This window comes from Mesorhizobium sp. M1142, from assembly GCF_040318565.1.
Lineage (GTDB): Bacteria > Pseudomonadota > Alphaproteobacteria > Rhizobiales > Rhizobiaceae > Mesorhizobium.
On record NZ_JAMYMK010000006.1, the window covers coordinates 124880 to 140365 of the forward strand.

General features: G+C 62.7%; 16 protein-coding genes and 1 pseudogene. 1 reads left to right on the forward strand and 16 read right to left on the reverse strand.

Features of this window, described 5'->3' with window-relative positions; genetic code table 11:
- Positions 1-634 precede the first annotated feature (634 nt).
- From NKH42_RS12440 to NKH42_RS12505, 14 genes and pseudogenes are all read right to left on the reverse strand, one after another.
- A pseudogene (locus tag NKH42_RS12440) lies at positions 635-748 on the reverse strand (SMC-Scp complex subunit ScpB); the annotation flags it as partial.
- Positions 749-1737: 989 nt separating this feature from the next.
- A complete protein-coding gene (rlxS, locus tag NKH42_RS12445) occupies positions 1738-3708 on the reverse strand; it encodes a relaxase/mobilization nuclease RlxS (protein WP_352974134.1) in 1971 nt (656 codons plus the stop codon).
- Between the two features lie 185 nt (positions 3709-3893).
- On the reverse strand, positions 3894-4580 hold the full coding sequence (locus tag NKH42_RS12450) for a lytic transglycosylase domain-containing protein (RefSeq protein WP_352974135.1): 687 nt from the start codon (positions 4578-4580) through the stop codon (positions 3894-3896).
- Positions 4568-5116, reverse strand: coding sequence for a signal peptidase I (gene lepB / locus NKH42_RS12455; RefSeq protein WP_352706965.1), 549 nt, complete (start codon positions 5114-5116; stop codon positions 4568-4570). Before lepB ends, NKH42_RS12450 begins: the two co-directional genes overlap by 13 nt.
- Positions 5113-5382, reverse strand: a complete 270-nt coding sequence (locus tag NKH42_RS12460; RefSeq protein ID WP_352706962.1) for a helix-turn-helix transcriptional regulator — start codon at positions 5380-5382, stop codon at positions 5113-5115. The genes lepB and NKH42_RS12460 overlap by 4 nt, the downstream gene beginning before the upstream one ends.
- A gap of 151 nt (positions 5383-5533) precedes the next feature.
- Positions 5534-5857 (reverse strand): DUF736 domain-containing protein, encoded by a 324-nt coding sequence (locus NKH42_RS12465; RefSeq protein ID WP_023672372.1) that lies wholly within the window; start codon positions 5855-5857, stop codon positions 5534-5536.
- Between the two features lie 578 nt (positions 5858-6435).
- The gene (locus tag NKH42_RS12470; RefSeq protein ID WP_352974137.1) at positions 6436-7074 is read right to left on the reverse strand and encodes a hypothetical protein; all 639 of its coding nucleotides are present in this window, start codon (positions 7072-7074) and stop codon (positions 6436-6438) included.
- Entirely contained in the window at positions 6963-8123 is a 1161-nt protein-coding gene (locus NKH42_RS12475; RefSeq protein ID WP_352974139.1) for a ParB/RepB/Spo0J family partition protein, read from the reverse strand. The genes NKH42_RS12470 and NKH42_RS12475 overlap by 112 nt, the downstream gene beginning before the upstream one ends.
- 90 nt (positions 8124-8213) lie before the next feature.
- Entirely contained in the window at positions 8214-8621 is a 408-nt protein-coding gene (locus NKH42_RS12480; RefSeq protein ID WP_352706957.1) for a DUF2958 domain-containing protein, read from the reverse strand.
- A gap of 14 nt (positions 8622-8635) precedes the next feature.
- Positions 8636-8839: a hypothetical protein gene (locus tag NKH42_RS12485; RefSeq protein WP_023679651.1), complete on the reverse strand. Its 204-nt coding sequence runs from the start codon at positions 8837-8839 to the stop codon at positions 8636-8638.
- On the reverse strand, positions 8836-9798 hold the full coding sequence (locus NKH42_RS12490; RefSeq protein ID WP_352706956.1) for an ArdC family protein: 963 nt from the start codon (positions 9796-9798) through the stop codon (positions 8836-8838). Before NKH42_RS12490 ends, NKH42_RS12485 begins: the two co-directional genes overlap by 4 nt.
- A 487-nt stretch (positions 9799-10285) precedes the next feature.
- Complete coding sequence (locus NKH42_RS12495) at positions 10286-10606, reverse strand: sunset domain-containing protein (RefSeq protein ID WP_352707152.1); 321 nt, start codon at positions 10604-10606, stop codon at positions 10286-10288.
- Between the two features lie 58 nt (positions 10607-10664).
- Positions 10665-10892 carry a hypothetical protein gene (locus NKH42_RS12500; protein WP_352453620.1) on the reverse strand — a complete coding sequence of 76 codons (228 nt, stop codon included), beginning with the start codon at positions 10890-10892 and terminating at the stop codon, positions 10665-10667.
- 135 nt (positions 10893-11027) lie between these two features.
- The gene (locus tag NKH42_RS12505; RefSeq protein ID WP_023722035.1) at positions 11028-11279 is read right to left on the reverse strand and encodes a helix-turn-helix domain-containing protein; all 252 of its coding nucleotides are present in this window, start codon (positions 11277-11279) and stop codon (positions 11028-11030) included.
- A 128-nt stretch (positions 11280-11407) separates the two neighbouring features.
- On the opposite strand from NKH42_RS12505, the gene NKH42_RS12510 reads away from it, so the two are divergent.
- Complete coding sequence (locus NKH42_RS12510; RefSeq protein ID WP_352453619.1) at positions 11408-11677, forward strand: DNA -binding domain-containing protein; 270 nt, start codon at positions 11408-11410, stop codon at positions 11675-11677.
- A 95-nt stretch (positions 11678-11772) separates the two neighbouring features.
- Here NKH42_RS12510 and NKH42_RS12515 read toward each other — a convergent pair whose 3' ends face one another.
- Both NKH42_RS12515 and ubiM read right to left on the reverse strand, forming a co-directional pair.
- On the reverse strand, positions 11773-13680 hold the full coding sequence (locus tag NKH42_RS12515) for a putative bifunctional diguanylate cyclase/phosphodiesterase (protein WP_352707153.1): 1908 nt from the start codon (positions 13678-13680) through the stop codon (positions 11773-11775).
- Between the two features lie 303 nt (positions 13681-13983).
- On the reverse strand, positions 13984-15165 hold the full coding sequence (gene ubiM, locus NKH42_RS12520) for a 5-demethoxyubiquinol-8 5-hydroxylase UbiM (RefSeq protein ID WP_352707171.1): 1182 nt from the start codon (positions 15163-15165) through the stop codon (positions 13984-13986).
- Positions 15166-15486: the final 321 nt, after the last annotated feature.

Here is a 15486-nt window from a genome sequence, read left to right on the forward strand (position 1 = left end):
GGTTCGACCTGCGCGGCGCTGGGTGGAGATCCGCCTGATCTAAAGCGTCACCATCCGACGGGCAACATCTCACGACGCGCCGGGCAGCTTGGCCAGCATCCGCACTGGCCGATCTTGCGCTGCGTGCGATCGCCTCCTGATAGCATAGAGCAAGACCTTCTTGAAATCGGCCTGTGCCGGCAATTTTGTCGTAAAGCTCATGGTGGCGAGTGCCGCATGCGCGCAGGACAGCCGGCAGATCGCGCATCTTGGCGATCCACCCTGCCATTCGGCCCGTCGTTCTTCTTTATTCCAATGGAGATCGTAATCAGGTCCGGACGGTCACGCAGTGAAGTGTTCTCCCGTCGAGCAGCCACGTCGGCGCCGCTCAGAATCTTCGACGAGCGCGCCAGGACAGCATCGATCTGCGCAAATTCTTGCCAGCAGATCGTCCTCACATCATCATGCCCTTGGCTTCAACCGGGCTGGTGCCCTCCCCTTCCCGGCTTTTTGTCCCGACGCTCGGGTCGCGCCGCCCGGCCCGGTCAAGGCCAAAAAAATCGTCGCGGGTGAGCGCCCACTCCGGCTTCTGCCAAATATTCGTCGGCGGGTTCGCAGCACCGCGGGCGCACGGGTGAGCTCGTGGGTAGGAGTGCGGATGGAAGTAGGCGATGCACATCGTCATCAGCACCTCAGATTGTGTGAGGTCCACGGCCCGCTCGTTTCCGCCGACGGCGGCGCGGCGGGCGTCGGTATACGCAGGGCGGGTCCGTCGCCTTGGCCTCAGTTTCGGGGCAATGGCAGGCCCCGGTCAGCGCGGCGCCGAGTTGGGCGGAAAGATCGACGGCGCGCAACGCGGGGCTCCTACGCGACGAGCAGTTTTTCCCCCGGTCTGACCCGGCCTCGACTCCAGATGCCGCAATGACCGTCGCGGCCCGGCGCGGTTGATCGGGTCTCATGCCCAAAGCTGCCTCGGTGCCCAGTAGCGGCACCGCATTGCCCCTCCCAGGCGCTGCGCCAGTAAAGCGTCGGCGAGCCAGCATCCGACGGTGCGTTCGAAGCGATCTCATTCGGCGGCCATGATCGCGCCGGTCACCATGCCGCAGCGGAAAGCTGCCGAGCTCGTCTGGCCAGGTCGCTGACCGCCTCGTCGTCGCGGGCGACGACCGAAATCTTCCCCACCGCAGCGAGGTTTCTCCCGTTAGAAGATCCTCAGCGGGATGGGCTGCCAGTTCACGCCCGGTCAACAGCATCCGGCCCCGCGGGGTCGACCTTGTCTCCCGGTCGTGTGAGCAGAAGAACATCGCGAAGTGCGGCTTCATCCTCGACGCCGCGAGCCTGCTTCGCCGTACCACGGCCGCCGAAAGCCCTAGGCGCTGTCACCAGGCGCCAGCCCACCTCTCTAGCTGGCGGACCATCTCATCGAGCGCGCCGATGGCCGGACCGTCAGTGATTGCAATGTCCTCAATGCGCCGCAACTGTTTGGGTCGGGGGCAGCCCTGCGCAACCAGGCCGGCACCGCCGCGTCGGCGCGGCTTCCGTGGCACCGGGAAGAGTGCCGTGGTGGCGCAGGAGGGTTTTGGCTCAGAATCATGGAACACGATGAATCATCGCGGCGCTTTTTGTAGAGCGAACGATAAGTCTTGCACGACCAGCCATTTATCCCTCGCGAGATCAATGCCGCGGGCAATTAGCAGGCGAACTCCGTCCGGACTGAGTACCTGTTTCAACGCGGGCAAAAGAAGTTGTGTAGCCATGTCACGAAATGCTTGGTCCGCTTCTCTGCCGGCCGATGGTCCATGAAATCCCCTCTGCACGCACGACGCCGGAAACCTCCTTGCCGATATGATGCTCAAGCACCGGCCGCCATGGCACCAGCGTGAACTCGCGCGATTTCTCGATGACAGCGTATTTTCCGCCGGCGAGCTCGACGGAGCGGCGGAGCGTGCCTTCTATTCGATCTCCACTCTGGGCTTCAGAATAGGGCAGACCGAGTTCGTTCGACAACTGGCCGGCCACGCGGTTCAACTCGCGTTGGCGCAGCATCGAAAGCATGTTCGCGCGATAGATGACCCGATCCTGGGCTTCATGCGCGAGACCTTGCGCGATCAGCCACTGCTGTCGACGGGCCTGGACCTGACGTACTTCGCGACCGAAGCCAGAGTCGCGCAAGGGCTCAGGATGAGCTGATACGAGCTCCTGGTCGATCCAGGTGGCGCCGTCGAAGCTGACTTGGCTCTCCAGCAGCATTGATGAGAGCTTGTCGACGACAACAGGCTCGGCCCTCGCTCGCTGACGCTCGTAGCCCGCGACGCGGTCGAGATGGTCCGGCGCGATAGTCCATGTGCCGTCCGGCTCGCGCTCGACACCACCGGTCGCCCGGCGGATCGCCTCCAGTCGCCGCACGTGCGTTTCGGCAAAGCGTTCGGTGGCCGACGGGTCATGCTTGAGATGGATATCGATGCTGTAGCGCCCGTCATGGGCCGTGGCGATCTCGGCAATTGTGCGGTCGACTTGCCTTGGCCCGGTGTCCCTCGGCGTGACCCGCACTATGCAGCCCTCTGGCGTCGGTTGGGTGGCCTCGCCTTTGCCGATATCAACATAGTGGCTTTTGCCGTCCACGCCGTCGACGACGAGGTAATGGCGGTCAGTGATTTCGTCGGCCAGGCCGCGCGCAACGATGCGGCCGACGACAGGCTGCATCTGCTCTGCAGATCGATCATGGATAACATAGTCGGCGGCACTGCGGGCGAGCCCCTTGCCGGTCAGTTCGCGGTGCATGGTCTTGATGATGTCGCCCCGCTCGCCGATGCGGCGCAGCGTCGCTTCAAGCTCGCCATCAAGGCGCCAGCGGCCCGAGCCGACTTCCTCAGCCAGACCCATCCGCTCGAGCTTGCGCAGGCGGCCCTGGTGCAGCGTCTGGCGAAACGTGTCTCGGCTGGCCGGTGAGACATGCCCCTCATGGTCGCGCATGCGGAGCAGCTGCCGATCGATGCTGGTGAAGCGTTCCCGCTCCATTTCCTGGCGCAGGCGTTGCTCGATCTCGCGGTCCGTTCTCGGGCCAAGGTCGAGGCTGACCAGCTCGGCCGCCCGTTCACGGATTCCAGACGAGATGTAGTCCCGCGCGATGACGAGGTTTTCGTCGCGGTCGTCCTTGCCGCGGACGATAATATGGGTATGCGGATGACCAGTGTTGAAATGATCGACGGCCACCCAGTCGAGCCTGGTGCCGAGGTCTTCTTCCATCTGCGCCATGAGGCGCCGCGTGAGCGGCTTCAGGTCATCATACTCGATGCCGTCTTCAGGGGCGACGATGAAGCGGAAGTGATGCCGGTCGCCATCGGCACGATCGATGAAGGCCTTGCCATCGACGCGGTCGCTGTCGGCGCTATAGAGCTCGCCAGGCTCGCCTTCGCGGGTGACGCCGTCGCGCTGGAGGTAGCGAAGGTGTGCACGTGCCCCGTCAACACCCTTGCCGGCCAGCTTGACGATACAGGCCTTGACGACGGCGCGCCGCTGCCGAAACGCCGCGTGGGGGTCGCGCGCTCTGAGAACGGCGGCAGCAGCCCCGCCGCGCCCCGCCCGGCTTCCGATGAAGCGGCCACGGCGACCGCTGCCGCCGCCGGCTCGGTTGATCGCGGCGCGGATCTGGCCGACGAAACGCTTGCCTGCCTTCGAGCCGCGCGATCCGATTTTGCCCAGGCTCGGCTTGAACTCTTCATCCTGCATTGAGCCTCCTAGTAATCTTGAGAAAAATCAAAGCTTTGTCGGCAGAAGCTCTCCTGACGCTGAAGGCAGCCTCCATGAAAAACGATGTGCAGACAAAGACTTCGCCGCCTCCAGGAGGCGATGCCTTTATCTTGCCTTCCGCGGACCTGCCTCCCTGCCCCGCCCGACCCACGGTACCCCTGCCCTCACCTGCGATCCGGCCGGCCTGACCTTGCTCGCTCCGATCCGAGCGGCACCACAATTTGGCCATTCGGATCGGTCGCGGAAACACCGTTTCGCAGGAAAAACAGCGACTGCCCGGACGGGATTTCCGGCGCTTTTCCGGAACGGGATTTGCCGGTGAACGCGTCCATGTCGGCGGCCGAGATCCCCGCAGCCTTGACCTCTTCCAGATACGAAACCGTCTCGCTGGGCAGCGGTCGCCCACGCTGCAAATGCTGTTCGTAGCGGTCCGGCCCAGCGTTATAGGCGGCAAACAGGCCGGGAAAGCCGAAGCGGTCATACATGGCGCGCAGATAGGCAGTGCCTGCCAGAATGTTGTCGCGAGGGTCGTGCGGATCGGCCCCCAGGCCAAGCTCTGCGCGCATCTGCTCATAGGTGCCGGGCATCACCTGCATGAGGCCAATGGCGCCGGCGTGTGACTCGATCGGCCGTCCGTCCACCATTGTCTGCCCCCGGCTTTCGGCATCCATGACGGCATAAATCCAGGGCTGTGGAATGGTGAAACGCCGGCTTGCCTCAGCTACGTAGTGCTGCCATCTTGCCAGCTGCGGACCACGGGAGATGGCGGCCGGCTGAGCGTCGGTCGCGGCGGAACAGGCGCATGGCGCTATCGCGACCATGCCCAGCATCAGGAGGGTTACTCGGTCCATAGCGGCACGAGCCTCCCGGCAATATTTTCGGCCGGCACCGGCCCGAAATAGCGGCTGTCGAAGGAGTGATTTCTATCGTTGCCGAGCAGGAAAAACTCGTCGGCGGCGAGCTTGCGGCAGGCATTCCACCAAGGCAGCGGACGGTGCTGCGTGTCGGTTGCCAGCCGGCGCGCGACAATCTTGCCGCCGATGATGATGGCGTCGCCGAAGGCGCAGACATGCTCGCCAGGCAGCGCGGCAAGGCGCTTGACCAGCGGCACATTGCTGGGCAGATAGAAGCGTTCGGCGGCGAGATCGGCGACCGGTTTTGCCGGGCGGACGAGCACCAGATCGCCACGAGCCGGTGATCCGGACGCGACGCGATAGAGGCCGACCGGCGCACTCTCCGAGGCGTTCCACACCAGCCAGGGCGATGGGTTGTCGAAAGCGGAGAAGCCGATCAGGCCGAGGCCTATTGTGGCCACGGCGATCGTCTTGCGCGCCCGAATGCGCCGCACATGGCTGCCGATCAGACGGATAGTGGGACGCCGGCTCATGAGCGGCCTCCCTCACCGGCCGAGCCGGAATTGTGCCCGCCATCCTCGGGCCTGGTCTCCTGCGCGCGTCCCTTCGACCAGTCGTCGAGCTCGTCGATGTGATAGCGGACATAGCGGCCGTGCTTGCGAAATTGCGGGCCACCGCCCTTGAGCCGCATCTTCTCCAGCGTGCGCTGGGATAGCCCGATATAGAAGGCGGCCTGCGCGGTGTTGAGAAACGGACTGCCCTTCTTGGCGCGGGCCGCGCGTTCGTTGTCGTCGTCCATGATGGTCCTCGTTTCGTTACGGACAAGCGAAGGCGAGGATCGGCGAGCGAGATCGTTTCGGGGACGGGCGAAGAGTGGGGGGCGAGTTTTCGCCGCCCCTTCTTGAGAAGAGCCCCGCGCCGGTTGCGGCGCGGGGCTCGAGGCAGGCGGTTCAGTCGACCGGGTTCCAGATGATGGCGTATGTGTCGTCATCGTCCTGGCCGGCGGCGCGGCCGAGATTGGCGTAGAGCTTGCGCGGACCGAACTCCGGGGCGGCAATCGACAGGCTCACATAGTCCTTGCCGGAGGTCTCGCCGGTGCGGATCCAGCCGGCCCCTACTTCGACCCCTTGCGTCAGCACCCGGAAGTCGGGATGGGTGTCGGCGCTCTTTGCCTGATTGGGCACGATGTCGATGTCGGCGCGGACGCTAAGCGTCTTGAGCTGGCCCTTGTAGCCGCCGTTTTCCTGTTTGGTAACGTATCCGATCGCGGTCATTTTCAGTCTCCTTTGGTGCTCGCAGGGGACCATTCCCCTGCGATGGCGGACCGTGATGGGCGCGTCCGGACCGCCGGAACCGGGACGGCCGCAGCGATAGCGAAGGACCCGAGCGGGCAGCTTTTTTGAAGCGAAGCGGCGCGAGGAAGCCGCCGCAGGCGGCGGGGAAAAAAGCTGCTGGCGAGGGTTTCGGGCGGGCCGGATCCGCCCATAGGTCGTCAAGCCAGCCGCAGGGGAATGGTCCCTGAGACACCATGGAGACAGGTGGCGCGATCGGTGACACAAGGAGCCGGCGGCAATGCAGGGCGCCGGCTGCGCGGGCTCTGTCGGCAACCGGATCGGACAATTGGCCCCATGCGCCTGGCGCCTCAGCAAGCAACCCGGCGCGGTGCAGGGCTGCCGAAACGGGCGCGAATTGGCGTCGGGATTTCTCGCGCGCGGCACTGGCTCGACAAGACGACCAATCGCCAGCCGGCGCGACCCGGAGCGGCGCGCGCGACCTGAGCGGCGGTAATCGAGAGAACCGCCGCTCGGGCCCTGATCGACTATTTGCGGACGAACAGCGGCTGCACTTGTGCCTACTGATCGGCGGTGCGGAAGCCGCCGCGGCTGGTGTAGCTTTCGGCCGGGAATTTCATCCAGCGCGGCAGCCAGGTCTCGATCTTCTGGCGGCCATTCTCGCCCGCCAGGAAGTCGCGGATGATCTTCTTTTGCGTCTTGACCTTCTCGGCGACATTGCCATCCGCGACCAGCTTGCCGCCGACCTCGGCGAGCATCGAATTGGCGATTTCCTTGTCGCGCAAGAGGTCGAAGAACGCATCGTCCGCTTCCCACCATGCGCCCATATCGACGTTCAGATGGTTGCCGAGCGCCTCGATGACGGCGCTGCCGGCTGCAAGCGTCTCGGCCATGACAAGGGTGAGAACGCGCATGACATCGTCGTCGCACAGCGCCAAGAGGCGGGCGAAGACGCCGGCGATAGCAAAGGCGTCGCCATTGCTGCCGGCCACCACTCCATCCTCATCCGGTGATCCGACCAGGGCCAACACCTCGCGCCGCTTTTTGCCGAATGCAGCTTCGGCCTTGCAGCCGGCAAGGCTGGCAGTCACCGTTTCATTGACTGCGCGCTGTGGCTCACGGCGCACCTGCCACAGGCTGGAACCGGTGATGGCGTGCGCCACGACGAGGCGCAGCGCCACGGCGGGATGGTCGAGCATGGCGGCGCGCACGGCGGCATGGCGATGCAGATCGACATAGTTCTGCATCGGGCCGGTGAGTTCGGGGCGCGGCGGCTTGGCGGCTGTTTCTTCTTGCTCACCGCCCTCGCGGGCGCGGCGGGCTTCCTTGTGTGACAGCCAGCCTCGTGACACCCGACCTCGCCGCGATGCGAGACAGTGATGACGACCTTGCCGCCCTTCTTCTTCGGGGTCTTCTCATGGTCCCATGGGTGGAAATACTGGCCCGGCTCCAGCAGCACCACCTCGCTCCAGCCGTCGTTGAGATAGGTGTCGCGTCTGGCGGCAATCGCTTCGTTCTGCTTTTGCCAGAACAGGTCGGCATCGGCGAAATAGCTGTCCTCGCCGAACAGGTCCGAGGTGATCAGGCCGGTATATTCGTCGATGGCAAACATCGCCACCTTGGTGGAAATCGACTGGCCGCCGAACAGCCATTGCTTCAATTGATAGCCACGCGGCGCGTATTGATCGGGATCGGCACAGAGTGCCAGCCAGTCCTTCTGCTGCGCCTTGGACGCCATGGTGAGATGGCGCACCGTCTCGGTATCGATCTCCTCGCGCCGGTAGGCTTCGCGGATTTTGGGCAAGAGGTCGCCAAGCGCCAGAATGCGTTTGACCTTCAGGTCAGTGATGCCGAAGGTCGCAGCGATATCGGGAACGGTGCGGCCTTGCCTGACGAGCCGCGAAAACGTCTCCCATTGCGATACTTCGTCAGGATCGAGACGGGCGAGGTTTTCGATCAGCGAGGCTTCCAGCGCATCGGCGTCGTCGCCATCCTCCATGATGGCGCAGGGCAAGGGATCGCCTTCGCCGCGCTCGTCGGCAAGCGATTTCGCGGCGAAATAGCGCCGCCTGCCGGCGACGATCTCGAAGGTTTCCGGCTGGCCGTTGGGCCGCACAAGGAGAGGCACCAGCACGCCGCGCGCACGCACGGAGGGCAGGATGTCGGATATGTCGGGCGCGCGTTTTCCATGGCGCATGTTGAGCGCGGAAAAGTTGAGCCGATCCAAGGGGATGTGGGCAAGCTGCACGGTTACTCTCCTTCGCTTTGGTTAAGGTTGTCCCCGCCGCAGAGGCCGAAGGCCGGCGCGGCGGGACGGTTTTTGCGCCTATCGGCGCTGCTATTCCGCCGTGTCGGGCGGAAGCTCGGAATGGGGCTTTGAAAGGGCGTCTGCTGCCTGCCGCAGAGGTCGCTCGGCCTCGGTGATGTGGCCGCAAATGCGAGCGGCTTCGGCATAGACCGAGAGCGGAAAGCGCGCCTGGAAATGCAGGTCGCGCTCGATGCCGAGGCCAAGCGGACCTTTTACGGATGCAAGCTCGGCCAGGCTGACGCTGCCGAGTTCGGGGAAGCCGAAGCCGAGATCGCAAAGACCGAACAGCGTGTCGCCATCGGCGTCGAGTTCGCTCAGAAGCCACGTCGCGGCACCTGTGGGATTAAACAGTTTCACAACGGGAAAATGGTCAATGTCGGCGTCGGCGGCGCCATTGGCGAGCAGTCGTGCGCGCAGTCGATCAGTGATCAGGATCATGGAAAGACTCCTTGTCAGAACAGGTCGAGTTGATTTCTGCTGGCTTCATCGAAGAGGCCGATATCGAGCGGCTTTTGCGCCGCGCGCGGACGCATCGGCGCGTCCATCAGGAGGGTGAGCCGATCGCGCGTGGTGATCGGCCGGACACCGGGAATGAGCATCTGCTCGCCTTGCGGCGTCGGCTCGGTCGCGGTCAGTTGAGGGTCGCGCATCGTCATGCCGCAATCCCTTCCTGCGCCTCGCCTTCGGCATCGGCCTGAAGGCCAAACAGGAAATCGGCGGCCTTGGAGGCAAGACTGGCGGCACGGAAGATGGCGCGGTTGTCCTCGCGCAGCACCTTCAGCCATGAGCCGATGTAATCGGCATGACGCACGGTCGGCTCGATACCGAGATTGCTGCAGACGAAGGCGGCAGTGATTTCGGCGACCAATTCTTCACGCGCGTAAGCCTTGGAGCCGAACGAGCCGGAGAGGTCGCGAGCAAGCCGCGTCCGGTGGCCGGTCCAGTGGCCAAGCTCGTGAAAGCAGGTCCGGTAATAGTCGATCTGGTGATGGAACGCCGGCTGCGGCGGCACCTGAATGTGGTCGCTGCCCGGCATGTAGAAAGCGCGATCGCCGCCGACCCTGAAATCCGCACCGCTGGCGCGAATGAGCGTCTCGGCCTGCGGCACGATCTCGCACTGAGGCAGCGGCTCGGCGGCGGCGTGGAGGTGTTCCGGAAGATTATCGCACTGCGCGACATTGAAGACGGTGAAGCGCTTCAGAAAAGGCACGGCCTGTGGTTCATCGCCCTCGTGGCGTGCGCGCTCCTTCTCGTCCTTGGGGACAAAGCGGTCGGCATGCACGATGGTCGTGCCGCGCTCGCCCTTCCTGACATTGCCGCCAAGGACAAGCGCCTGCCGGAAGGTGAGCCAGTTCTGGCTGGGATAGCTGCGCTCGATGACCGCGCCCCACAGGATGAGGATATTGATGCCGGAATAGGTGCGCCCAGAGGATGCATTCCTCGGCAGGCCAAGGCCTGCCTTTGCCCTGCCCCATGGCTTGACCCATGGCACGGTGCCGCGCTCCAGCTCGGCAATGATGCGGTCGGTGATCTCCTGATAAAGGCTGGCGCCGGGGCGCCCGCCCTTGCCTGCGCCAGCCTCTGTGCTGGCGGAACGCTTGCTGTTTGCATGCATCGTCTCATCCTCCGCTCGCCAATCGCCGCGCCTTTCCCCGGAAGCGGGGTGGGCGGCGAGTCGCGACCGGAAAGGCCCGCCGTGGGAGGCGGACCGCATCCGAAGGACCGGAACGAAGAGGAGGACCCTGAGCGGCACGCGAAGGGTTGCGGGCTGCCGCGGCGGGCCTAGAAGGGAGTGCCGCCCACCCCGCGCCACCGGGAAAGGCCAACAGACAAACCCCGCCGCCCGCAAGGGCGGCGGCCGTCTCAGCCCGAAGGGCTGCCCACGCCAAGGGGCGAAGCCGAATGGCCGAGACCGCCTGAGCTTGCCGAAGAAAAGCGGGCTCGGTTCACGAGCACCTGGTGCGCGTAGTCAGGCGCGCGGGCGCCCGCCAGGACGGCAGGCTGGACAGATTTTTCGAACGGATCGCGATAAATACTTCAAATGAATGCTGCACCGAAAACATGTGCGATGCAGCATTTTCGCAAGCATTTACCACGGACGCTCAGACCCGAGACTTCCGCCACCCAGCCTTGCGCGCGGCTTCCTCCGAACAAAACCAGCGCTCGCCTTTCAACAGGTTGATGCGCGTCTCCCAGTAATATTCCTGTCCGGGAACATGATAGATGCGCTCGCCCGTGTTGTAGCTGATATTGGCTTTGATGTTGCAGCCGAGAGCGGCAGGGCCGATTTCGAAGGCAAGAAAGCCAGCCAGGATTGTTCCACCAGCAACGATCTTTGCCCACAATGGAGCGTCCTTCGAACGATGGCGCTCGCCATACCTGCGACGGTTGTACCGATTGTCTTGATAGCGATGGTTGCCCACGCCCCTTCTCCCCGAAGAGAGAATGCGACGTTTGCAGCCTGGAGTCTACAAGTCTGGTCTAATTCACCGGTCCTGTTCCGAACCATTGAATGAACGGCGCATCCTTACCGGTGATATCCTTCACCGTCTTCAACAGCGCTTCATGGGTGCGTTGGAGAGCCCGGTAATGGTTGCTGGTAGGTGATAGAAGCGGCTGGACGATGCTCTGGTGCAGCCGTTCCGCCTCCGCGAGAAAGCGCTCGATTTCAGCCTGTGAAAGCTGCTTGGAAAGTTTGGTCCTAGCCATTGCGATCTCCGTTGAGGAATCGCCCCACCTAGGATTATCATCCTATATCGGCATGGCTTGGTAAAGACCCACCCGCAGCGGAATGGCAGCTTGCCGAAGAAAAGCACGCTCGGTTCACGGCACCGGCGCGAGCCGTTAGACGCGCAGGCGCCCGTTAGCCCGCAGGCTGGACAGAATCTCGCACGGATCAGCGTCAAGCGCCGCAGTTAAGTCGAGAAACTCGATGACATCGAGACGCCGCTCTCCACCCTCGTACTTGGCCACGAAGGATTGGGGACGATCAAGCTTCTCGGCCACCTGCGCCTGAGTCAGGCCTTTGGCCTTGCGCAGGGAAACCAGCTGGGCCAGAAACCGCTGGTGGCGGGGCGAGCGAAGAGATTTGGGCATGTAGGCGAACCGGTCGGGTAAAGACCGGATCAGCGACTAATCCCGGTTTCGGATTATCCCATTTTGGGATATGCTGCGTTGCATCCAGCGCTCAACAGCCGAGGCTCGCAACAGGCATGAATCGATCAATGGGAACAGATGAGACTCGAAACTCAACTCTGTGCGACGAAGTCCCCTGGTCGGAGAACCTGACGGCCTACGATAGGCAGCATTTCACGATCTACCTGCGGATCCTGGATGCCTGCGCCGACAATGCCAGCGAAGAGGAGATGGCCGATCTCATTCTAGGCATCGACCCGGCCCTTGAACCGGTCCGCGCCCGCAAGGCTCTTCGCAGCCATATCGACCGGGCGAACTGGATGGTGACGACCGGCTACAAGGAACTGTTCGCCGGCTGACGCACAGCACGGATTGTCATGCTCTTCAAACAAGGAAGTTCAGATACCCGTCACTCATGAGCGCACGGCCGCGAGAGACGGCGCGGCGGGAGCGGTCACAACTGGTTCGCGTGCTGTTTGACTGCCATTTCCAGTGCTTGGCTCAGAGGCACAGCCTTGGAGAACAGGAAGCCTTGAGCGGTTCGGCAGCCAAGCTTGTGCAGGGTTTGCCGATCCGCCTCTGTTTCGACGCCCTCGGCCATGACCTCGATCCCGAGCATGTTACCGAGATCGATGACCGATTTGACAAGCAGTCGGTCCTCTCGGGACTTGGCCAAGCCGCGAATGAAGCCCTGGTCTATTTTGACCTTGCGTATCCGACTGTCCTTGAGCGATGCCAACGTAGAAAAGCCGGTGCCGAAGTCATCGAGCGCGATGGAAATGCCGGCATGTGAAAGCCGTCCGAGCTTTTCATCCACTCTGTCCGGGTCCACCGGGGATTCTTCGGTAATCTCGATTTCGAACATCGTTGCAGGGAGGCCTTTTGCCGCCAGACCATCCAAAACCATGTCGTCGATATCGCCGGCTTCCAGTTCGCGCGGCGAAACATTCATCGCCACACGGAAATCACGACAGTCAGCTTTCACCAAGCCGTCGATAAAAGCACAACAGTCGGCGAATACGGTTTGCGTCAGCAGCTGAAGCATTCCGGTTTCGCGTGCAGCTGTGATGATTTCGGGTGGAGAGATGGCACCATGAATCGGATGGGACCACCTCAGCAAGGCTTCAAAACCGACCACGGCCTCGGTGTCGAGTTTCACGATCGGCTGGAACCAAGGTTGCAAGCTTCTCGTCTTTATCGCCGAATGAAGGTCCCGTTCGACGGACTGGCGGCGTTGCAGTTCCCTGTCGAGTTCGGCATCGAACAGGCAAAATTCGTTCCTGCCACGACGCTTGGCCGTATAAAGGGCGATGTCCGCCCGCAACAACATTTCGGTCAGGCCCGGGCTTTCCGCCAGGTATATTCCTATCGATGCCCCGACACGGACGGACGCGACCTCGATATAGGGTCGGGCAACTTTGGCTATGATATTGGAGGCGAGATCACTGGCAGAAAGCGAAACCCTCGTTGAGGGAAAAAACAGCACGAATTCGTCGCCGCCGATACGAGCGAGCGTTGAGCCTTCCGGTGCTTCCTCCTCTATGCGGCGGGCGATCCTGACAAGCAGTTCATCACCGGTCCTGTGACCGTAGGTATCGTTGACGGATTTGAACCCGTCCAGATCAACCAGCATTGCCACGAAGGGGCCATCCGCGGTCTCGAACCGTCCGATTGCGTCTTCGAGGCCACGCCTGTTGAGAAGGGCCGTGAGGTGGTCCTGCCTGGAACTGGCCTTCATCTCCGCCGCAAGCCGCTCGGCCTCATGCCTCAGGCGGCTCGCTTCGCGGAACCGTGCTTGCCCAACAAATGAAGCTCGAACCAAGCCGCCCATGAAGAGCAGAACGGTAAAAGCCAGAATGTAGTCTTCAAAATTGCCTTTCGCCAAAAGGCAACCCACCGTGATGAGGAGCGGAGGTGTGATGAAGTTGGTCGCCGCCGCGGCATACGAACTGCCGTATGTAACCGCACCAGCGGAAATGCCCGCCAGAATGACCAGATGCAGCGGTGCTTGAGGTGTCGTGTATCCAACAGTCAGGACGGCCAGGAAGGACCAGGCAAACCCTGCCAGAAGAGCAAGGATTCCAAACCAGCGAAGCCGCGGCAAAACCCCCACTAAACCGTCATGGCGCCCCGTTTCCTTTAGCTGATAACGCGCGAGTGCAAGGCGGGCGGCATTTATCGCATTGACGACCAGGAACCAGATTGCAGCGGCAAAGCCGCTGCCAGAAAGGGCGTGCACCGCCCAAATCAGGCCTGACAGGATACCGCTTATCGGCATCGACACGAAGAGGCCGGTCCTCAGGTCAGCAAGCTGATCCTGACGGATTTTGGCCTCCAGCGTGTCTACTTTCTTCGGGGCCATGGACGGACCAGCTAGCTCCCATCGTTGTTCGCGAGGACAAGCTTACGCAGGCCCACTGAAGGACGGGTTAACTATCCAGCGGGGGTAACCAGTGCGCTCACCATGTCTTCGGGGCGCACGTCTGCTCTTGGCCTTGCCGTCTGACCATCGAGCTCTTGCCCGCACGCGTGCCTTGATCCGAATCATCCCAGGATCGGCAACGTCACCATGGAAGCAGCCCTACCAACGGCATCAACGCGCCCGGCGAGACAAAAGGAAGCCGGGCCGAGATAGCGTTCCAGAGCGGCAGCGCTATCTGCCGATTCACCGCCTGAGCATGGCCGAAATGCCATGGCGGACAAAGGGGAGATATTGGGCAAAGCGGAGCCCCGCATGTCTTGCAAGCCGTGCCGCCGGGTGCTCGCCTGAGTAGAGACCGACAAGCATGTTGGTGGCATGATAGAGCGGTGCCGCCGACAGACGCAGCCGGCTTTCGTATCTGCCGAGCATGTCGGGATCAGCAATGTCGCGGCGCTCGCGACATGCCGCCAGGATTCTATCGGCGAGTTGCTTCTGGCCGCTGAGGCCGATGTTGAAGCCATGCGCGGTCACCGGGTGCATGCCGAGGGCAGCATCGCCGATCAGTGCCGCACTCGGAGCCCAGAACTTGTGCGCCCAGGTCGTGACCAGCGGATAGGCATGGCGGGTGCTTGCCAAGGTCATCTCTCCGAGGCGTCCTCGACACCGGCTCGTCAATTCCATGAGGAACAAATCGTCGTCGAGAGCAAGCAGTCTGTCGGCCTCGCTTGAGCGCAAAGTGAGAAGCAGCGACGATACGCCTTCCATGAGCGGCAACATCGCTATCGTCTGATGGTGATCGAACCATTCGACCGCGATCTGGTGATGGGCGCGCTCGTGCCTCACCCGGCAAATCAGCATGGAGTTGCCAAGCCGATTGATGTCGGCGCCAATGCCGAGCAGGTCGCGCGTCGCGGAGAACCGCGAATCCGCTGCAACGAGCAGCCGAGCGGCCAATTGCCTGCCATCAGAGAGCGTTATGACTGCTTCTTTGTGGCTGGTTGTTGCATTGAGGACCGAGTGGCCGCACAGCAGCCGGGCATGATCCTGGAAGCGGACAATCTTGAACAGGGCGTCGCGGATCCGACAATTTGGGACCAGAATTCCGAGTGGTTCCCCAGATCCGCTGGGAGAATCGAAGCTCAGGGCGAAAGGGCTCGATCCGTTGAGCACGCGCGCGCCTTGTAGCGGTGATTTGTCCGAAGCCGGGATGGCATCCCAGGCGCCGAGCTCGCGAAGGATTCCAACCGATGCGTGGGTCAGCGCGATCTCGCGACCGTCGAAAGCCGGATTCGTCAGGCTTTCGAGCGACTGCCGTTCAACCACTGCCACCTTGAGTCGGCTCTGGGCAAGCGACGCGGCGAAGGAAAGTCCGACCGGCCCGGCTCCGACGACAATAACGTCGAATTTATCGACAGAGCCGGCCATCAGCGTGCCGCCATAGCGTCGGCTATCTGCGACGAAGAGCACTGGAGCGCATCGCAATCGATCCACGGTTTGCGGCTCATCTCCCCAAGCGTCTCCACGCGACCTAACCGTCCGTTAGACATCCGTTCTCCGTTGAAATGGTCAATGAAACCATGCCGACGAAGAGATAACCTTGATCTGGATCAACCAGGCTCGATAAACGCGGCAACCGCGGGTTCACGGTCGACTGGTCGATCGCCACGCCATGGTCTGGTCAGGTCATCATGGAATGGCGGGCTTCCCGTTCGGTGCGGCCCTTTCCTGGCCGAAAGTTCGGCAACG

Excerpts from the sequence above, each read along its gene's own strand:
- rlxS (WP_352974134.1), bottom strand. The coding sequence starts at position 3,708 with ATGCAGGATGAAGAGTTCAAGCCGAGCCTGGGCAAAATCGGATCGCGC.
- NKH42_RS12450 (WP_352974135.1), bottom strand. The coding sequence starts at position 4,580 with ATGGACCGAGTAACCCTCCTGATGCTGGGCATGGTCGCGATAGCGCCA.
- lepB (WP_352706965.1), bottom strand. The coding sequence starts at position 5,116 with ATGAGCCGGCGTCCCACTATCCGTCTGATCGGCAGCCATGTGCGGCGC.
- NKH42_RS12460 (WP_352706962.1), bottom strand. The coding sequence starts at position 5,382 with ATGGACGACGACAACGAACGCGCGGCCCGCGCCAAGAAGGGCAGTCCG.
- NKH42_RS12465 (WP_023672372.1), bottom strand. The coding sequence starts at position 5,857 with ATGACCGCGATCGGATACGTTACCAAACAGGAAAACGGCGGCTACAAG.
- NKH42_RS12470 (WP_352974137.1), bottom strand. The coding sequence starts at position 7,074 with ATGCTCGACCATCCCGCCGTGGCGCTGCGCCTCGTCGTGGCGCACGCC.
- NKH42_RS12480 (WP_352706957.1), bottom strand. The coding sequence starts at position 8,621 with ATGATCCTGATCACTGATCGACTGCGCGCACGACTGCTCGCCAATGGC.
- NKH42_RS12485 (WP_023679651.1), bottom strand. The coding sequence starts at position 8,839 with ATGACGATGCGCGACCCTCAACTGACCGCGACCGAGCCGACGCCGCAA.
- NKH42_RS12490 (WP_352706956.1), bottom strand. The coding sequence starts at position 9,798 with ATGCATGCAAACAGCAAGCGTTCCGCCAGCACAGAGGCTGGCGCAGGC.
- NKH42_RS12500 (WP_352453620.1), bottom strand. The coding sequence starts at position 10,892 with ATGGCTAGGACCAAACTTTCCAAGCAGCTTTCACAGGCTGAAATCGAG.
- NKH42_RS12505 (WP_023722035.1), bottom strand. The coding sequence starts at position 11,279 with ATGCCCAAATCTCTTCGCTCGCCCCGCCACCAGCGGTTTCTGGCCCAG.
- NKH42_RS12510 (WP_352453619.1), top strand. The coding sequence starts at position 11,408 with ATGGGAACAGATGAGACTCGAAACTCAACTCTGTGCGACGAAGTCCCC.
- NKH42_RS12515 (WP_352707153.1), bottom strand. The coding sequence starts at position 13,680 with ATGGCCCCGAAGAAAGTAGACACGCTGGAGGCCAAAATCCGTCAGGAT.
- ubiM (WP_352707171.1), bottom strand. The coding sequence starts at position 15,165 with ATGGCCGGCTCTGTCGATAAATTCGACGTTATTGTCGTCGGAGCCGGG.